General features: G+C 60.1%; 16 protein-coding genes. 9 read left to right on the forward strand and 7 right to left on the reverse strand.

Going from position 1 to position 17,002, the window contains the following annotated elements; all coding sequences use genetic code 11:
* The first annotated feature begins 71 nt into the window (after positions 1–71).
* The gene (locus tag JFU47_RS19415) at positions 72–959 is read left to right on the forward strand and encodes a formate/nitrite transporter family protein (protein WP_201184969.1); all 888 of its coding nucleotides are present in this window, start codon (positions 72–74) and stop codon (positions 957–959) included.
* On the opposite strand, the gene JFU47_RS19420 is transcribed toward JFU47_RS19415, so the two are convergent.
* Together JFU47_RS19420 and JFU47_RS19425 are read right to left on the reverse strand one after the other, a co-directional pair.
* Positions 960–2,225, reverse strand: coding sequence for a cation:proton antiporter (locus tag JFU47_RS19420; RefSeq protein WP_140674942.1), 1,266 nt, complete (start codon positions 2,223–2,225; stop codon positions 960–962).
* Between the two features lie 149 nt (positions 2,226–2,374).
* A complete protein-coding gene (locus JFU47_RS19425) occupies positions 2,375–3,544 on the reverse strand; it encodes an MFS transporter (protein WP_201184971.1) in 1,170 nt (389 codons plus the stop codon).
* A gap of 309 nt (positions 3,545–3,853) precedes the next feature.
* Here JFU47_RS19425 and JFU47_RS19430 point away from each other — a divergent pair, with 309 nt between their 5' ends.
* Both JFU47_RS19430 and JFU47_RS19435 read left to right on the forward strand, forming a co-directional pair.
* On the forward strand, positions 3,854–4,687 hold the full coding sequence (locus JFU47_RS19430; RefSeq protein WP_201184973.1) for an EamA family transporter: 834 nt from the start codon (positions 3,854–3,856) through the stop codon (positions 4,685–4,687).
* Between the two features lie 40 nt (positions 4,688–4,727).
* Positions 4,728–5,111 carry an MAPEG family protein gene (locus JFU47_RS19435; protein ID WP_123369154.1) on the forward strand — a complete coding sequence of 128 codons (384 nt, stop codon included), beginning with the start codon at positions 4,728–4,730 and terminating at the stop codon, positions 5,109–5,111.
* A gap of 105 nt (positions 5,112–5,216) precedes the next feature.
* Here JFU47_RS19435 and mltA read toward each other — a convergent pair whose 3' ends face one another.
* Positions 5,217–6,389, reverse strand: a complete 1,173-nt coding sequence (gene mltA, locus JFU47_RS19440) for a murein transglycosylase A (protein ID WP_140893694.1) — start codon at positions 6,387–6,389, stop codon at positions 5,217–5,219.
* A gap of 128 nt (positions 6,390–6,517) precedes the next feature.
* Here mltA and JFU47_RS19445 point away from each other — a divergent pair, with 128 nt between their 5' ends.
* Positions 6,518–6,967 carry a c-type cytochrome gene (locus tag JFU47_RS19445; RefSeq protein WP_140674930.1) on the forward strand — a complete coding sequence of 150 codons (450 nt, stop codon included), beginning with the start codon at positions 6,518–6,520 and terminating at the stop codon, positions 6,965–6,967.
* A gap of 15 nt (positions 6,968–6,982) precedes the next feature.
* Here the strand turns inward: JFU47_RS19445 and JFU47_RS19450 are convergent, their stop codons facing one another.
* The 4 genes from JFU47_RS19450 to JFU47_RS19465 form a co-directional block, all read right to left on the reverse strand.
* Positions 6,983–7,378 (reverse strand): DUF1090 domain-containing protein, encoded by a 396-nt coding sequence (locus tag JFU47_RS19450; protein ID WP_140674927.1) that lies wholly within the window; start codon positions 7,376–7,378, stop codon positions 6,983–6,985.
* Positions 7,379–7,477: 99 nt separating this feature from the next.
* Entirely contained in the window at positions 7,478–9,157 is a 1,680-nt protein-coding gene (ligB, locus tag JFU47_RS19455) for an NAD-dependent DNA ligase LigB (protein WP_201184975.1), read from the reverse strand.
* 280 nt (positions 9,158–9,437) lie between these two features.
* Complete coding sequence (gene metK / locus JFU47_RS19460) at positions 9,438–10,628, reverse strand: methionine adenosyltransferase (protein WP_192409197.1); 1,191 nt, start codon at positions 10,626–10,628, stop codon at positions 9,438–9,440.
* 18 nt (positions 10,629–10,646) lie between these two features.
* Positions 10,647–11,642 carry an ArsR/SmtB family transcription factor gene (locus tag JFU47_RS19465; RefSeq protein ID WP_201184977.1) on the reverse strand — a complete coding sequence of 332 codons (996 nt, stop codon included), beginning with the start codon at positions 11,640–11,642 and terminating at the stop codon, positions 10,647–10,649.
* A 260-nt stretch (positions 11,643–11,902) separates the two neighbouring features.
* On the opposite strand from JFU47_RS19465, the gene tkt reads away from it, so the two are divergent.
* From tkt to JFU47_RS19490, 5 genes are all read left to right on the forward strand, one after another.
* Complete coding sequence (gene tkt / locus JFU47_RS19470) at positions 11,903–13,900, forward strand: transketolase (protein WP_201184979.1); 1,998 nt, start codon at positions 11,903–11,905, stop codon at positions 13,898–13,900.
* 151 nt (positions 13,901–14,051) lie between these two features.
* Positions 14,052–15,104 carry an erythrose-4-phosphate dehydrogenase gene (gene epd / locus JFU47_RS19475; RefSeq protein ID WP_046052460.1) on the forward strand — a complete coding sequence of 351 codons (1,053 nt, stop codon included), beginning with the start codon at positions 14,052–14,054 and terminating at the stop codon, positions 15,102–15,104.
* Positions 15,105–15,116: 12 nt separating this feature from the next.
* On the forward strand, positions 15,117–16,280 hold the full coding sequence (locus JFU47_RS19480; RefSeq protein ID WP_033060390.1) for a phosphoglycerate kinase: 1,164 nt from the start codon (positions 15,117–15,119) through the stop codon (positions 16,278–16,280).
* A 34-nt stretch (positions 16,281–16,314) separates the two neighbouring features.
* Positions 16,315–16,536, forward strand: a complete 222-nt coding sequence (locus tag JFU47_RS19485; protein WP_046045274.1) for a hypothetical protein — start codon at positions 16,315–16,317, stop codon at positions 16,534–16,536.
* Positions 16,537–16,592: 56 nt separating this feature from the next.
* Positions 16,593–16,925 (forward strand): MliC family protein, encoded by a 333-nt coding sequence (locus tag JFU47_RS19490; RefSeq protein ID WP_201184980.1) that lies wholly within the window; start codon positions 16,593–16,595, stop codon positions 16,923–16,925.
* The last annotated feature ends 77 nt before the right edge of the window (positions 16,926–17,002 follow it).

Below are 17,002 nucleotides of genomic sequence, written 5' to 3' on the forward strand. Positions count from 1 at the left end.
TGACGGACCACTGAACAGCGCCGAACCCCGCGTGTCGTACCTACATGACACGCCACAGGTTCAGGAGCTTTATGGACACCAAGAAAGACGGCAAGACCCCGAACCTCTCGCCTGAAGAACAGCACGACGTCGACAAGAGCCAGCCGCCGCGGGCGGCGGTGCTGCACGAAATCATCCGCACCCAGGGCGATCAGGAACTCGAGCGCAGTGTCGCCGCCTTGTGGTGGTCGGCGTTGGCCGCCGGCCTGACCATGGGCCTGTCGCTGATGGCCATGGGGCTGCTCAATTCCCGTCTGCCGGACGGCGAAGGCTTCAAGGTGATCGCCAGTTTCGGTTACTGCGCAGGCTTTCTTGCGGTGATCCTCGCCCGTCAGCAATTGTTCACCGAGAACACCCTGACGGCGGTGCTGCCGATCATGACCAAACCTACGCTGAACAATTTCGGGCGGTTGCTACGCCTGTGGTCGGTGGTGCTGGTGGGTAACCTCTGCGGCACGTTGCTGGTGGCGTATGTGATGCTGAATCTGCCGATTTTCGACAGCAAGACTGACCTGGCCTTCCTCGATATCGGGCGAAAGATCATGGAGAACGACGCCAGCCAGATGTTCGCCAAAGGCATTGTGTCGGGCTGGATGATCGCCACCATGGTCTGGATGATTCCGTCCATGGAGAGCGCGAAGATGTGGATCATCATCCTCATCACCTACCTCATGGCGCTGGGGGATTTCACCCACATCGTGGTCGGGTCCGCCGAGGTCTCGTATCTGGTGTTTGCTGGCGAGTTGCCGTGGAAGGATTTCTGGCTGGTGTTCGCCGGGCCGACGCTGGCGGGGAACATCATCGGCGGCAGCTTCATCTTCGCGCTGATCAGTCATGCGCAAATTCGCAGCGAGAGTGGCCCGCCGAAGAAGTCTGCGGATCAAGGCCCGGAGCCCGACCCGCAGAAGACCAAAAAGTAATCAGTGATGCTCGCCCTGTGCCGCTGGCGCAGGCTCGTCCTTGGTCACGTGCTTGACCAGTTTGCCGATGCTCAAGCCCTGCAACAGGATCGACGACAGCACCACGATGTAGGTGATGCTCAGCAGCAAGTCGCGCTCCGGACCCAGCGGCAAGGCCAGGGCCAGCGCCACCGAAACACCCCCGCGCAAACCACCCCAGGTCAGAATCCGGATCGTCCCGCGCGGTACTGTGCGCCAGCGCCGCAGCAGCACGATGGCCGGCGCCACCGTCAGCAGGCGCGAGAGCAGAATCGCCAGCGCCAGCAAACTCGCCGCCAGCACGTGCAACCAGTTGAACGGCAGCAGCAACAACTCCATGCCGATCAGAGCGAATAGCAGCGCGTTGAGCATGTCATCGAGCAATTCCCAGAAACCGTCCAGGTACTTTCGGGTCATGTCGTTCATCGCCAGGTTGCGGCCCAGGTTGCCGATGATCAGGCCGGCGACCACCATCGCGATCGGAGCGGAGACGTGCAGTTCCGACGCCATGGCCGAGCCGCCGATGACCAGCGCCAGGGTCAGCATCACCTCGATCTGGTGTTGTTCGATGCTCTTGATCATCAGGTACACCAGGTAACCGATCAGCCCACCAAACAGTACGCCGCCAATCGCCTCGTGGGCGAACAGCATGGCCGTGGCGCCGACCGTCGGGGTTTCGCCGAGTTGCGCGATGCCCAGCAACACGGTGAACACCACCACGGCGGTGCCATCGTTGAACAGCGACTCGCCGACGATGGTGGTTTTCAGGGGCTTGGAGGCGTTGGCGGTCCGCAGTACGCCGAGGACTGCGATCGGGTCGGTGGGGGAAATCAGCGCGCCGAACAGCAGGCAATACAAGAAGCTTACGTGCCAGCCGAACAGGGCAAAAATGTAATAGGCGAGGCTGCCGATCACCGCGGTGGCGATCAACACGCCGAAGGTTGCCAGCAAACCGATGGGCCAGCGATAGCTGCGCAGGTCATTCAGATTGACGTGCAAGGCGCCGGCAAACAGCAGGAAGGACAGCATCCAGTTCATCAGCAGATCGCCGAAGTCGATCTGGCCGATCAACTGTTGCACACGTTCTTCGAGACCGGGGTAGCCAATGAAACTCAAGCCTTGCAACAACAGGGAAAACATCAGCGCGGTGACCATGACGCCGATGGTCGGGGGCAGGCCGATGAAGCGGAAATTCACGTAGGTGAGGAGCGTGGTGAGGCAGATAAACGCAGCGACGAGTTCAAGCATCCGGGGTCCTTTGGATGAGGTGGTTGATAGGGTTGGGCAGATACACCGAGTCAGCTTCTTCGCGAGCAGGCTCGCTCCCACAGGGGGATACGCTGTCCATGTGGGAGCGAGCCTGCTCGCGAAGGCAATGTCATGGGCGATGCCGTTATTCAGCCGGACACATTGACCGCAGCAGCACTACGACGTTGCAGATAGATGTAGAAAAGCGCCGTCAGCACCGTCAAGCCACTGACCAGCGCGCCGGTCCACGGCAAGTCCGCCAGATCCGCACCGCTGGCGACGACCAGCCCGCCAATCCACGCACCGGCTGCGTTGCCGAGGTTGAACGCGCTCTGGTTCAACGTTGAGCCTAGATTCGGCGCTTCATGGGCCTGATCGATGATTAGCAGTTGCAAAATTGGGCACAGGGCAAAGGCGAAGATGCCCCACAACACCAGCGTGATTGCGGCTGGAATCACTGAGTGGCTGGTCTGTGTGAACGCGGCCAGCACGACCAGCACAGCCAGTGCCATGCCCACCAGCGACGGCAGCAAGCGACTGTCAGCCAGGCGACCGCCGAGCATGCTGCCTGCGGTCAGTCCGACCCCGAATAGCAGCAACATGATGGTCACGCCATGCGGGCTGACCCCGGTGATGTCTTGCAGGATGGGGGCAATGTAAGTGAAGACGCTGAACAGGCTGGTCGACGCCAGCACGCTCATGCCCAAGGCCAACAGAACGTTGACCTTGCCCAGTACTTTGAACTCGCTGGCGAGGTTGGCCTTGTCCATGGCGATGTCCTTCGGCAACCAGACCCATTGCGCGATAGCCGCGATCACACCGATCACCGACACCGCCCAGAACGTCGAGCGCCAGCCGGCGTATTGCCCGAGCGCGGTGCCCAATGGCACGCCCAGCACGTTGGCCAGGGTCAGGCCAGTGAACATCATCGCAATCGCCTGGGCGCGTTTGTTCGGTGCCACCAAACCGGCGGCGACCACCGAACCGATGCCGAAGAACGCGCCATGGCAGAGCGCGGTGATCACTCGTGCGGCCATCAGCGTGGCGTAGTTCGGCGCCAATGCGCAAAGAATGTTGCCGAGGATGAACATCAGGGTCATGCCCAGCAGCGTGGCTTTGCGCGGCATGTTGGCGGTGCCGACCGCGAGGATCGGCGCACCGAACACCACACCCAGGGCGTAGCCGGTGATCAGCAGGCCCGCGTGGGGGATGCTGACGGCAAGGTCGCGGGCGACATCGGGCAGCAAGCCCATGATGACGAATTCAGTGGTGCCGATGCCGAACGCGGCAACAGCGAGGGCAAGCAAGGCGAGTGGCATGCGCAAGGTCTCTGTCGGTAGTCTTGACGCTCTGATCAGGCATACGCATGCCGACGCCCGTTCTCGACGAGAGCGGGTGGTGGCAGAAATTATTGGAATTAGTCTGTGCGCAACTGAGTGCGGCGTGGTCGCTTGCAGTATAAACAGCTGCTGACATATGGCGAATCAATTATCCAGCTGAACTCCGTAGGAGCTGTCGAGTGAAACGAGGCTGCGATCTTTTGATCTTGATTTTCCAGGAGCAAAAGATCGCAGCCTCGTTTCACTCGACAGCTCCTACAGAGGGCGGGACAAAATAAGGAGTGTGCCGTGCTTGCAACAGCACTGGTGTTAGTAGCGGCGCTGTTGCACGCGGCGTGGAATACCCTGATCAAATTCAGTGCGGAACGGCTGCTGGTGGTGGCCTGCATGGACAGCGTGGCAATGCTGTTTGTCGTGCTGATGCTGCCGTTCGTGGCGTTGCCACCCCTGGACCTCTGGCCGTGGATTCTGGCGTCGGCGGCGTTTGAATTGCTCTATCGCTATTTGCTGATCCAGGCCTATAGGGTCGGTGATCTCGGGCTGGTCTATCCGCTGACGCGTGGCTTGTCGCCACTGGTGGTGCTGGCACTGACGCTGATTTTTGCCGGAGAAGTGCTGACGAACCAGCAGATCTTCGGGATTTTGTTGATCCCGTTCGGCATGCTTTGCCTGCTCTGGCAGGGCGGCGGCGGTGCGCGATTGCCATGGTCGATGCTACCGGTGGTGGCGTTGATCGGCCTGTGCATCGGCTGCTACACCTTCATCGATGGCCAGGCGTTGCGGCGCTGGTCGCATCCGCTGGATTACCTGGTGTGGGTCACGTTGCTCAGCGCCTGGCCGTTCCCGTTACTGGCGCTGGTGCGTAAACGACCGGCCTTCATGTTGTTCTGGCGTGAACAGTGGCGACTGGGCTTGGCGGTCGGGTTTTGCGTGTTGTTCAGCTACGCTCTGGTGCTGTGGGCCATGCAGCTGGGCTCGATTGCCGAAGCGGCGGCATTGCGCGAGATCAGCGTGATCCTGGTGGTGCTGTTCGGCATGCGTTACCTGAAAGAACCTTTCGGCAGGCCGCGGCTCTTAGCTTGTGGGCTGGTGCTGATCGGCATGCTGGTGATGAAGTTTTGACTGGAGCTCGACTCTTGAAACTTGAAGAAGGGATTGCGTTATGACGGTTGCTCTGTGGTGCATTTTGATCGCGATTTTCCTGCCCTATATCTGCACGAGCATCGCCAGGGTCAGTGGCGGGTTCAGGCCGAAAGACAACCATGACCCCCGTGACTTTCTCGAGTCACTGAATGGTTTGGGCCGACGCGCGTATGCGGCGCATCTGAACAGTTTTGAAGTGACTCCCGCGTTCGCGGCGGCGGTGATCGTCGCGCACCTGGCCGGCAATGCCGAACTGGTGACGATCAACGTGCTGGCGGTGTTGTTCATCACCAGTCGGCTGCTGTACATCATTTGCTACTTGGCGGACTGGGCGATTTTGCGGTCGCTGATGTGGCTGGTGGGGCTGGGGTTGATCGTCAGTTTCTTTGTGGTTTCTGTTTAAGAGCCAGATCAAAAGATCGCAGGCTTCGCCAGCTCCTACAGGATCGATGCTCATCCGCGATTTTGCGGCGAACCTGATCATGTAGGAGCCTACGGTCTTTTGACTTTAAAGCTTGTCGGTCACCTGAGGCACTTGAGGCAGGGCTGCGCCTTTAGGCCATAGCATCCAGATCTGTCCCTGCTGTTTCATGTCGCCGGCCAATTGCCCGGCCGCATCGCCCGTGCCCCAGAACAGGTCTGCACGGACTTCGCCGGCAATTGCGCCGCCGGTGTCCTGAGCGGCAACCGGGCGTACCAGTGCGGTACCGTCCGGTTTAGTGGTCGATAACCACAACAGACTGCCCAGCGGAATCACTTTGCGATCCACCGCCGCGCTGTAGCCGGCGGTCAGCGGTACGTTCAACGAGCCGCGAGGTCCTTCGTTGCTGTCCGGATTGCGGGTGAAGAATACGTAGCTGGGGTTGCTGCCCAGCAGTTCCGGAATGCGCGTCGGATTGGCCTTGGCCCAATTGCTGATGGCGCCCATGGTCACTTCTTCTTTTTTCAGCTCGCCCTGGTCCACCAGCCAGCGGCCGATCGGTCGATACGGGTGACCGTTCTGGTCGGCATACGCGATGCGCAACTGGCGGCCATCGTCGAGCTGAATACGACCCGAACCCTGGATTTGCAGGAATTGCAGGTTCATCGGATCGGTCAGCCAGGCAACAACCGGTGCCTTGACCCCTTTGGTTTCAATGCTGGCCGCATCGTCGTAAGGCTTGAGCACGCGACCTTCGAGTCGTCCGCGCAGGCGTTTGCCTTTGAGTTCCGGATAAATGCTGTCCAGCGAGACGATGATCATGTCCTCGGGCACACCGTACACCGGGATGTTTGCCACTTCGGTCTGGGTCAGGCTGCCGGGGTAGACCGGCTCGTAATAGCCGGTGATCAAGCCGTTGGGATTGTCATTGGCGGCGCGCAGGCCGTAGACGTCGAGGTTCTGCTTGAGGAAGCCACGAATGTCGCTGGCGGTTTGCGGCACGTTGGTGGCAGCCGCACACGTCGAGCCCCACACCGGGTCGGCTTTGAGTCGGGTACAGGCGCTGCGCCACGAACCGAAGCCGGCGACCAGGTCGTTGTCGGACACCGTCGGAAGTGCTTCCCACGTGGCGCTGGAGTAGGTCGCCAGGGCGTGGGTTTTCGGTGTGTTGTTGTCGCCACCGGTGCAGCCCGCAAGCACGGCTACCATCGGAAGGGTCCAGGCGAGGTGGTGACGCCATGCCTTGAAACGGCTGTTCATGGAGTAATTCCTTTGTCGGTTGCCTGAGTGCTCCATGCGCTCAAACAACCCGTATTGATAATAGGGCTATTGGTCTTTGCCGATGACGCGAGGATACTGACCGCCGTTTCCCGTGACCTGAAGCCACCATGACTCTTAAAAGACTTTCTGTTGTATTGCTGGCCTGCCTGGCGTTGTCCGCCTGCGGTGGTGTCGATCCCAACTCGCCGCTGGGCCAGCGCAAGGCGATCTTCAAGCAAATGCTCAAGACCGGCGAAGACCTGGGCGGCATGTTGCGTGGTCGCATTCCGTTCGACGGCCCGAAATTCGCTGACGGTGCCGTGAAGCTCGATGCGTTGTCCCGTGAACCCTGGAAACATTTTCCGCAGGTGCGCGAAGAAGATCACACCAGCGCCAAGAGCGATGTCTGGCAGAAACAGGAACACTTCCAGGACATGGCCCGCACCCTTGAAGTCGCCACCGGTGAATTGGTGATTGCCAGCAAGGTTCAGCCTTACAAGGCCAGTAACCTTGGGCCGGCGGTGCAGAAGGTCGAAGATGCCTGCAGCGCTTGCCATAAAGAGTTCCGGGATCATTGAGTCCTGAACTGATCCTTACTTATCCAGCTCATCGAGTGCGTCCTGCAGCTCCTTGCGGGACTCGGCGAGTTTGTCTTTGCGCTTGTTGATCTTCTCGGCGTCGCCTTTGTTCATGGCCTTGTCGAGGTCAGCCTGACGCTTGCTGACGTCGTGCTTGGCGTCGAGCACCTTGTTCTCCCGTTCTTTCTTCAGGGACGCGTCGGTGCAATGAGCAGTGACTTCGCTCAGGGCCGTTTCAAGGCCTGCCTGCTGATCGGCGTTACCGTGAGACTTGGCCAGTTCAATCTGGTTGATAAAGCCCTGCTTCTTTGCGGCGCAGCCGGTCAGGCCCGGAGCTTCTTCGGCGGCCATCAGTGGAGCGGCCAGCACGCTGCAAAGGGTCAACAGGGCGAGCGGTGAAAGAAGTTTCATAAAAGCTCCATGTGAAAAAGCGATCGGGTCGATGTGGCGATGGGGTGTTTGAGCCCAGCGACACCATTGGGTTCCCGGGTTGGCGGGCATCGCCGGCCGCTAAAAGCCGTCAATCTCCGCAAGACGTAATGTTTCACTCAAGGCCAAGACCTGCGGGTCGCGGAAAAATGCGCTCAATTGCGCTGCGCGTCCCGGGCCGATGCCCGCTTCTGCCTGCCATTGTTCGATAGTTCGTTGTGCCAGTTCCTGCCACGAGTCGGCAAGCCGCGCCTGGCCGGTCGGCGGTAAACCCAGGGCTTTGAGCCAGCGAGCGAAAGGGCGTTGTCGGGCACTATTGAAACTGTTCAAAAGACGAGCGCTGCTGCGTTCGCCGAAGCCGTCAATGTTAGCAAGCTCTTGAGCATCGAGGGTCAACCAATCCAGCAGGCCATTCAGACGGCCTGTTTCGAAAAGCTTCTCCCAAGTGCCAGGGCCGACATGTGGTAACGCCAGGCCCTGCTTGCCGCTGAGCCAGGTCAGTCGGGCGAGGAATTGGCTTTCGCACCCCGGTGTCGGCTGCCAGCAACTCAAATGATGAAAGTCTTCCGCCAGCGGTGCGCTCAATTCAGCGCGTTGGGTGCTGCGCAGCATGACACCGTCAAGCCTGGGAATGGTCAAGCCTGCCAGGCTGATGGCGACCTGATCTCCGGGCCGGATATCCAGTGTTTCCCAGCGTTGCAGTGAGCTCACACTGACTCGCTTGATCTGCCGGTCATCGAGCATGACCGGTGTCAGTTCCAGTACCGGGGTGATCCGTCCGGTCCGTCCAATCTTGAAGTGGACTTTGCGCACCTCGGCCAGGGCCTGGGCAAAAGGGTATTTCCAGGCGACGCTCCAATAAGGCGGTTTAGCTTGCCAGCGCTCGGCGGGTGGGCGCTGATCCTGGCGCAGGACGATGCCATCACTGGTGAAGGGCAGGGGCGAGCGATACCAGTGATCGCGCCAGCGTTCTGCGTCGGTAAATACCTTGATCGAGTGACTGTAAGGTGCGGCGCTCGGGAAACCCAACTCATCCAGGACGGCGATGCGGGCGGGCAAACTGGCCGGGCCTTGGGGCCAGTCCCAGACAAACAGGCCGATCGCGGCGGCTTGCTCGGTGCTTAACTTTTTGCGGGCCATCAAACCGGCCACTGTGGCGCGTGCATTGAGGCTGCCGGCGCGTGCCTGTACATGGTCGGTCAGGCGCCAATAGAGTTCACCTTGCAGCAACAGGTCAAGCGGCTGTGGCAATTGTTGGGGGATGGCGGCGATCTGGCGCGCCGAAGCCGTCCAGTCCTGGCCATTTATTCCGTCACCGCGGCTGATTGCCTGAGTCAGCAGGCCTTTGCGGTAGATCAGCGTCACCGCCACGCCATCGATCTTGGGCTGAATCCAGACATCGCTCCGTCCTTTTAGCCAGGCTTCGACGGCGCGACCATCGTGGAGTTTTTCCAGGCCCGTGTGTGCGATGGGGTGAGGCATAGTGCCGCCCGCGGTGCGTAGCGGTTCCGCGGGTTGGTCCAGGTCGAAACACGTGCGCCATTCGGTCAGTCGTGCACGGGACTGATCGTAGAGTTCATCGGCGACCAATGAGCGGCCGCGCCGGTGATAGCTGTCGTCCCAGAGGTCGATTTGTTTCTGCAGTGACGTGATTTCGTCCAGGGCGCGTGCGGGTGGCCAGTCGGGGCAATCGGCAGCGTGGGTGGTCAGGCAGCAAATCATCAGTAGAAAACTGAAAAACACGCGCAGGTCGAGCGGCATCGTGAGCGTCCTTGCTCGGGGAGATGCTTCAAGGCTAGTCAGTATTTGCGGGCGAGGTGGGTGGGTATTTTGCCGGGTGTTTCTGATGGTGGCTGGTCTGCCGCCTTCGCGAGCAGGCTCGCTCCCACATTGGATCTGCAGCGGACTCAAAAATTGTGTGCGACAGGGACGAGTGTGGGAGCGAGCCTGCTCGCGAAGGCCACGACTCGGTCTAAAGTGAGCGCAATAAAAAGCCCCGCACGGCGAACCGTGCGGGGCTTTTGGTACCGCCGGGGAAGTCTTACAGGCCGGCAGCAGCGCGCAAGGAATCAGCGCGGTCGGTCTTTTCCCAGGTGAAGGTGGTGAAAGTGTCATCGCCCACAGTCTTGGTGGTCGGAGTACGACCGAAGTGGCCGTACGCAGCGGTTTCCTGGTACATCGGGTGCAGCAGGTCGAGCATGGTGGTGATTGCGTATGGACGCAGGTCGAACACTTCGCGAACCAGTTTGACGATTTTGTCGTCGCTGATTTTGCCGGTGCCGAAGGTGTTCAACGAGATCGACGTCGGCTGAGCAACACCGATCGCGTAGGAAACCTGGATTTCGCAACGCTCGGCCAGGCCGGCTGCCACGATGTTCTTGGCCACGTAACGACCCGCGTAGGCGGCCGAACGGTCAACCTTCGATGGATCTTTACCGGAGAACGCGCCGCCGCCATGACGGGCCATGCCGCCATAGCTGTCAACGATGATCTTGCGACCGGTCAGGCCGCAGTCGCCTACCGGGCCACCGATGATGAACTGGCCAGTCGGGTTGATGTGGAACTGGGTGTCTTTGCTCAGCAGTTCGGCAGGCAGTACGTGCTTGACGATCAGCTCCATCACGCCTTCGCGCAAGTCTTTGTAGGACACGTCAGGGTTGTGCTGAGTCGACAGTACAACGGCGTCGATACCGACAACCTTGCCGCCTTCGTAACGGCAAGTCACTTGCGACTTGGCGTCCGGGCGCAGCCAAGGCAGCAGGCCGGATTTACGGGCTTCGGCCTGACGCTGAACCAGCTGGTGCGAGAAGGTGATCGGTGCTGGCATCAGCACGTCGGTCTCGTTGCTGGCGTAACCGAACATCAGGCCCTGGTCGCCGGCGCCTTGATCTTCAGGCTTGGCACGGTCGACACCCTGGTTGATGTCAGGGGACTGCTTGCCGATGATGTTCATCACGCCGCAAGTGGCGCCGTCGAAGCCGACATCGGAGCTGTTGTAGCCGATGTCCAGAATGACGTTACGCACGATCTCTTCCAGGTCGACCCAGGCCGACGTGGTGACTTCACCTGCGATGATTGCAACGCCGGTTTTTACCAGTGTCTCGACCGCTACACGGGCGAATTTGTCTTCAGCAATGATGGCGTCCAGCACCGCATCGGAAATCTGGTCGGCGATTTTGTCCGGATGCCCTTCGGACACGGACTCGGAGGTGAAGAGGGAGTATTCGCTCATCTCGATTTTTTCCTGAATTTACCGATGGTGAGTGTCGCCAGCCGGTCGCTGAAAATGGCGGACCTGGATCTGGAAACCATTACGTAAGCCTACATAGAGGCTTTCCCCGGGAACGAGTCCCGCAGCGGTGGCCCAACGGGCCAAATCGTCCTGTTCAAACCCCAACCATAGATCACCGCAGGCCTCCCTGGCCCAACTCTGGTTGTGGCTACATAACTCTGTCACGAGCAGGCTACCGCCCGGTTGCAGCAAGTCGGCCATGTGCTTGAGTGCTTCGGCCGGCGCGGCGAAATGGTGCAGCACCATGTTCAGTACAACGCAGTCAGCCTTGAGGCGGACACCGTTCAATGCATCGGCCAGTTGCAGGCTGACGTTAGCCAGCGTTTCACGTTCGCAAACCTGGTGCGCCAGTTCGAGCATCGCCGGGCTGTTGTCCAGCGCCGTGACCTGGGTGAAGCGGCGCGCCAGTTCCGGCAGAAATGCGCCGTCGCCGGGGCCGACTTCGATGGCCGTGGCGCCTTCGCTGAAACTCAGCTTGTCGAGCAATGCCACCACGCTTTCGCGGTATTGCGGCAGACCGGCGATCAAGTCTTGCTGGGCGCGAAACTTCTCCGCGACCCGTGAGAAAAAGTCCTGGCTGGCCGCCGCTCGTTGCCCATGGACCTGAGCGATCCGCGACTGCACCTCAGCAGGCAGGGTCAGGTTGTCCACTTCTTCCAGCAAGGCTGCGTGCAATTTGCCGCCCAGCAGGTCGGTGTGGGGCAGGGCGCGACGGTAGAAAATCGCGTTGCCTTCACGGCGCGTCGCCACCAGAGCGGCCTGGGCCAATACCTTGAGGTGATGACTCATGCCGGACTGGCCGATGCCAAAAATCTGCGCCAGCTCCAGTACGCCAAACGAATCGTTGGCCAGCGCGCGCAATACATTCAGCCGCAGAGGATCGCCGCCGGCCTTGCACAGGGCCGCCAGCTCATCGCAATCGTCATGTCGAATGGAAGGCACACGTAAATTCATAAGGCCAGCAGTCTAGTGACGGTCAGAAAACACCGCAAGAGCAATATCAAAAAGTTTTGATATTGCTCGATAGATGGCACTTCTCGGGGAAAGGGTCACTCTACAAGTCGTCAGCGGAAAGGTTTCACCAGGCGAATGCGACTTCATCCACCGGAAAAACGCCTCCAGATGATTATCTGTCATTGCCCCGAGGCGGGTGGGTGAGGGAAAATGCTCGCCTTTTTTCCGTTTCGTTTTATTCAGCCCCCAGGAGAACAGCGATGCCCAGCCGTCGTGAGCGTGCCAACGCCATTCGTGCCCTCAGCATGGATGCCGTGCAAAAAGCCAACAGCGGCCATCCCGGTGCCCCTATGGGTATGGCGGATATCGCCGAAGTACTTTGGCGTGACTACCTGAAGCACAACCCGAGCAATCCATCGTTCGCCGACCGTGACCGCTTCGTGCTGTCCAACGGTCACGGTTCGATGTTGATCTACTCGCTGCTGCACCTGACCGGCTACGATCTGTCGATCGAAGACCTGAAGAACTTCCGCCAGTTGCACAGCCGTACCCCGGGTCACCCGGAATTCGGCTACACCCCAGGCGTTGAAACCACCACCGGTCCACTGGGCCAAGGCCTGGCTAACGCCGTTGGTTTTGCCCTGGCAGAAAAAATCCTGGCGGCGCAGTTCAACCGTCCGGGCCACAACGTTGTCGACCACCACACCTACGTGTTCCTGGGTGATGGCTGCATGATGGAAGGCATTTCCCACGAAGTCGGCTCCCTGGCCGGTACGTTGGGCCTGGGCAAGCTGATCGCTTTCTACGACGACAATGGCATCTCCATCGACGGCGAAGTGGAAGGCTGGTTCACCGACGACACGCCTAAGCGTTTCGAAGCCTATAACTGGCAGGTCATCCGCAACGTCGACGGTCACGACCCGGAAGAGATCAAGATCGCAATCGATACCGCGCGCAAAAGCGAGCTGCCGACGCTGATCTGCTGCAAGACCACCATCGGTTTCGGTTCGCCGAACAAGCAAGGCAAGGAAGACTGCCACGGTGCCCCATTGGGTGACGCGGAAATCGCTCTCACCCGTGCTGCGCTGAAATGGAACCACGGTCCGTTCGAAATCCCGGCCAACATTTATGCCGAGTGGGACGCCAAGGAAGCCGGTCGCGCGGCCGAAGCCGAATGGGATCAGCGTTTCGCTGCCTACTCTGCTGCCTTCCCTGAGTTGGCCAACGAGCTGATTCGTCGTCTGAGCGGCGAACTGCCGGAAGACTTCGCTGAAAAAGCCTCTGCTTATATTGCTGAAGTCGCCGCCAAGGGCGAAACCATCGCCAGCCGTAAAGCCAGCCAGAACGCATTGAATGCCTACGGCCCGTTGTTGCCTGAACTGCTGGGCGGCTCCGCTGACCTGGCCGGTTCCAACCTGACCCTATGGAAAGGTTGCAAAGGTGTTTCGGCTGAAGACGCCAGCGGCAACTACATGTACTACGGCGTTCGCGAGTTCGGCATGAGCGCGATCATGAACGGCGTGACCCTGCACGGCGGTCTGGTGCCTTACGGCGCGACCTTCCTGATGTTCATGGAATACGCCCGCAACGCCGTGCGCATGGCCTCGCTGATGAAGCAGCGTGTCGTGTTCGTCTACACCCACGACTCCATCGGTCTGGGCGAAGACGGCCCGACTCACCAGCCGATCGAGCAACTGACCAGCTTGCGCAGCACGCCGAACCTCGACACCTGGCGCCCAGCCGATGCCGTTGAGTCGGCGGTGTGCTGGAAGCTGGCTCTGGAACGCAAGGACGGCCCTTCGGCGCTGATCTTCTCGCGTCAGAACCTGCAACACCAAACCCGCAATGCGTTCCAGATCGCCGACATCGCCCGTGGCGGTTACGTGTTGAAGGACTGCGACGGCGAGCCTGAGCTGATCCTGATCTCTACCGGTTCTGAAGTGGGTCTGGCGGTTCAGGCTTACGACAAGCTGACCGAACAGGGTCGCAAAGTGCGTGTTGTTTCGATGCCTTGCACCAGCGTGTTCGATGCTCAGGACGCCGGCTACAAGCAAGCGGTTCTGCCGTTGCAGGTCAGCGCCCGTATCGCCATCGAAGCCGCCCACGCGGACTACTGGTACAAGTACGTGGGCCTGGAAGGCCGCGTGATCGGCATGACCACCTACGGCGAGTCGGCGCCTGCGCCTGCGTTGTTCGAAGAGTTCGGTTTCACCCTGGAAAACATCCTGGGTCAGGCTGAAGAGCTGCTGGAAGACTGATCCAGAAAATGTATCGTCTGATCTGACGCTATCGCGAGCAGGCTCGCTCCCACAGGGATCTACACCGTCCATGTGGGAGCGAGCCTGCTCGCGATGACGATGGAACATTCAACGCTGCAATGACGGATTCACCACGGTAATCGAGAACCCCATGCCTCAACCGCGTCCTTACAAAGTTGCACTCAACGGCTACGGCCGGATTGGTCGTTGCGTCTTGCGTGCGTTGTTTGAGCGAGGCGATAAGGCCGGGTTTGAAATTGTTGCGATCAACGATCTGGCTGACATGGCCAGCATCGAATACCTGACACGCTTTGACTCCACTCACGGGCGTTTTCCCGGCGAAGTGAAGGTCGACGGCGATTGTCTGCATATTAATGGCGACTGCGTGAAGGTCCTGCGCAGTGCCACCCCCGAAGGCATCGATTGGGCGTCGCTGGGTGTCGATCTGGTGCTGGAGTGCTCCGGCGCTTACCACACCCGTGAAGACGGCCAGCGTTTCCTCGACGCCGGCGCGCCGCGGGTGCTGTTTTCCCAGCCGATGGCCAGCGAGGCGGATGTCGACGCCACCATCGTCTACGGCGTGAACCAGGATTGCCTGACCGGTGATGAATTGCTGGTGTCCAACGCGTCCTGCACCACCAACTGCGGCGTGCCGCTGTTGCGCCTGCTGGATCAGGCCATTGGTCTGGAATACGTGTCGATCACCACCATTCACTCGGCGATGAACGATCAGCCAGTGATCGACGCCTATCATCACGAAGACTTGCGCCGCACCCGTTCGGCGTTTCAGTCGGTGATTCCGGTGTCCACTGGTCTGGCGCGTGGCATCGAACGCCTGTTACCGGAACTTGCCGGGCGAATTCAGGCCAAAGCCGTGCGGGTGCCGACGGTTAACGTGTCTTGCCTCGACATTACGATGCAGACCGTGAGTGACACCGATGCCACTGAGGTCAACCGGATTTTGCGCGAGGCCGCCACCAGTGGCCCGCTCAAAGGCCTTCTGGCCTACACCGAGTTGCCTCACGCCAGTTGTGATTTCAACCACGACCCACATTCGGCCATCGTCGATGCCAGTCAGACTCGAGTTTCCGGCCCACGGCTGGTGAACATCCTGGCCTGGTTCGACAACGAATGGGGTTTTGCCAACCGAATGCTGGACGTTGCAGAGCACTATCTGCAAGCAGCTGCCTCTCCAAAACAGTAGGAAATGCGACCCATGACCGTGTTGAAGATGACCGACCTCGATCTGCAAGGTAAGCGCGTACTGATCCGCGAAGACCTCAACGTCCCAGTCAAGGACGGTGTAGTCACCAGCGATGCGCGAATCCTGGCCTCGCTGCCGACCATCAAGCTGGCCCTGGAAAAAGGTGCGGCCGTGATGGTCTGCTCGCACCTTGGCCGTCCGACCGAAGGCGAGTTCTCGGCCGAGAACAGCCTCAAGCCAGTCGCTGACTACCTGAGCAAGGCCCTGGGGCGTGAAGTGCCGCTGGTGGCCGATTACCTGGGCGGCGTTGACGTGAAGGCCGGCGACATCGTGCTGTTCGAAAACGTGCGCTTCAACAAAGGCGAGAAAAAGAACGCTGACGAACTGGCCCAGCAATACGCCGCCCTGTGCGACGTGTTCGTGATGGACGCCTTCGGCACCGCTCACCGCGCCGAGGGTTCGACCCATGGCGTGGCCAAGTTCGCCAAAGTCGCGGCCGCTGGCCCGTTGCTGGCCGCCGAACTGGACGCACTGGGCAAAGCCCTCGGCGCCCCGGCCCAGCCAATGGCGGCGATTGTTGCCGGCTCCAAGGTGTCGACCAAACTCGACGTACTCAACAGCCTGAGCCAGATCTGCAACCAGCTGATCGTCGGCGGCGGCATTGCCAACACCTTCCTGGCCGCTGCCGGTCACCCGGTCGGCAAGTCCCTGTACGAGCCTGATCTGCTGGACACCGCTCGCGCCATCGCCGCCAAGGTCAGCGTACCGCTGCCGGTTGACGTCGTGGTTGCCAAGGAATTCGCTGAAAGCGCCACCGCTACCGTCAAGCTGATCGCTGATGTGGCCGCAGACGACATGATTCTGGACATCGGCCCACAGACCGCGGCGAATTTCGCCGAGCTGCTGAAGTCGTCCAAGACCATCCTGTGGAACGGCCCGGTGGGCGTGTTCGAATTCGATCAGTTCGGTAACGGCACCAAAGTGCTGGCCCAGGCCATCGCAGAAAGCTCGGCATTCTCCATCGCTGGCGGCGGCGACACCCTGGCCGCTATCGATAAATATGGCGTTGCCGATCAGATCTCCTACATTTCTACCGGTGGCGGCGCGTTCCTCGAATTCGTCGAAGGCAAGGTGCTGCCGGCCGTTGAAGTCCTGGAAAGCCGGGCCAAGGCCTGAGGCCGCCCATTTGACCAGGCAAAGGAGTGTTCAGATGGTCAAAACATTAGCGCTGTTGATTATCGCGGGGTCGTTGGCAGCTTGCGGGAGTAACCCGAAAGCCCCGAAGGTACCCGAGACGCCTGAACAGGATAAAGGCTGCTACCAGGCCGACTGGCAGGCCGAAACCAACCCGGTGATCAACAAGCGTTCCGGGCCTGATGGCCTGGACAAATACGAGACACAGACCCCGGCCAAGGAACATGGCTGCCCTTGACGGGTCTGACACTTTACTCAGGGCTGGCGGCGTGCGTCGTCAGTCGAGGAACATGGATGAAAGGTTTTATCGCCGTTACGGCGCTGGCTCTGCTGGCAGGTTGCGCTAATTTGAACCTGTTCAAGCCTGCCGAATCGACGGACAGCTGGTCCACCTGGACCTGCGACAGTCAGGCCAAAGTGCTCTGGCGCTACACCGATGAAAGCCGCAAGGAAGTCGACGTTCGCCTGGGCGGTGCCGATCAGGTCTACCGCTTGAAGCATGAACCGGGCGCCGACGGTTCGCTGTACAGCAATGACATGCTGGCGTTTCACATAAAAGGTGAGGAAGGCCTGGTGTACTGGGTCGCCACCAATGATTTGATCGGCCGCGGTTGCAAAGCGCAGTAACGCCGCAAGATTTAGGCAACACCGAATTGGCAGGCAGGGCTGACCCCCGATCTGCAATAACTTGAATAGCCGCCGTC

Source organism: Pseudomonas sp. TH39(2020) (assembly GCF_016650715.1).
In the GTDB taxonomy this organism is placed as follows: Bacteria; Pseudomonadota; Gammaproteobacteria; order Pseudomonadales; family Pseudomonadaceae; genus Aquipseudomonas; species Aquipseudomonas mandelii_C.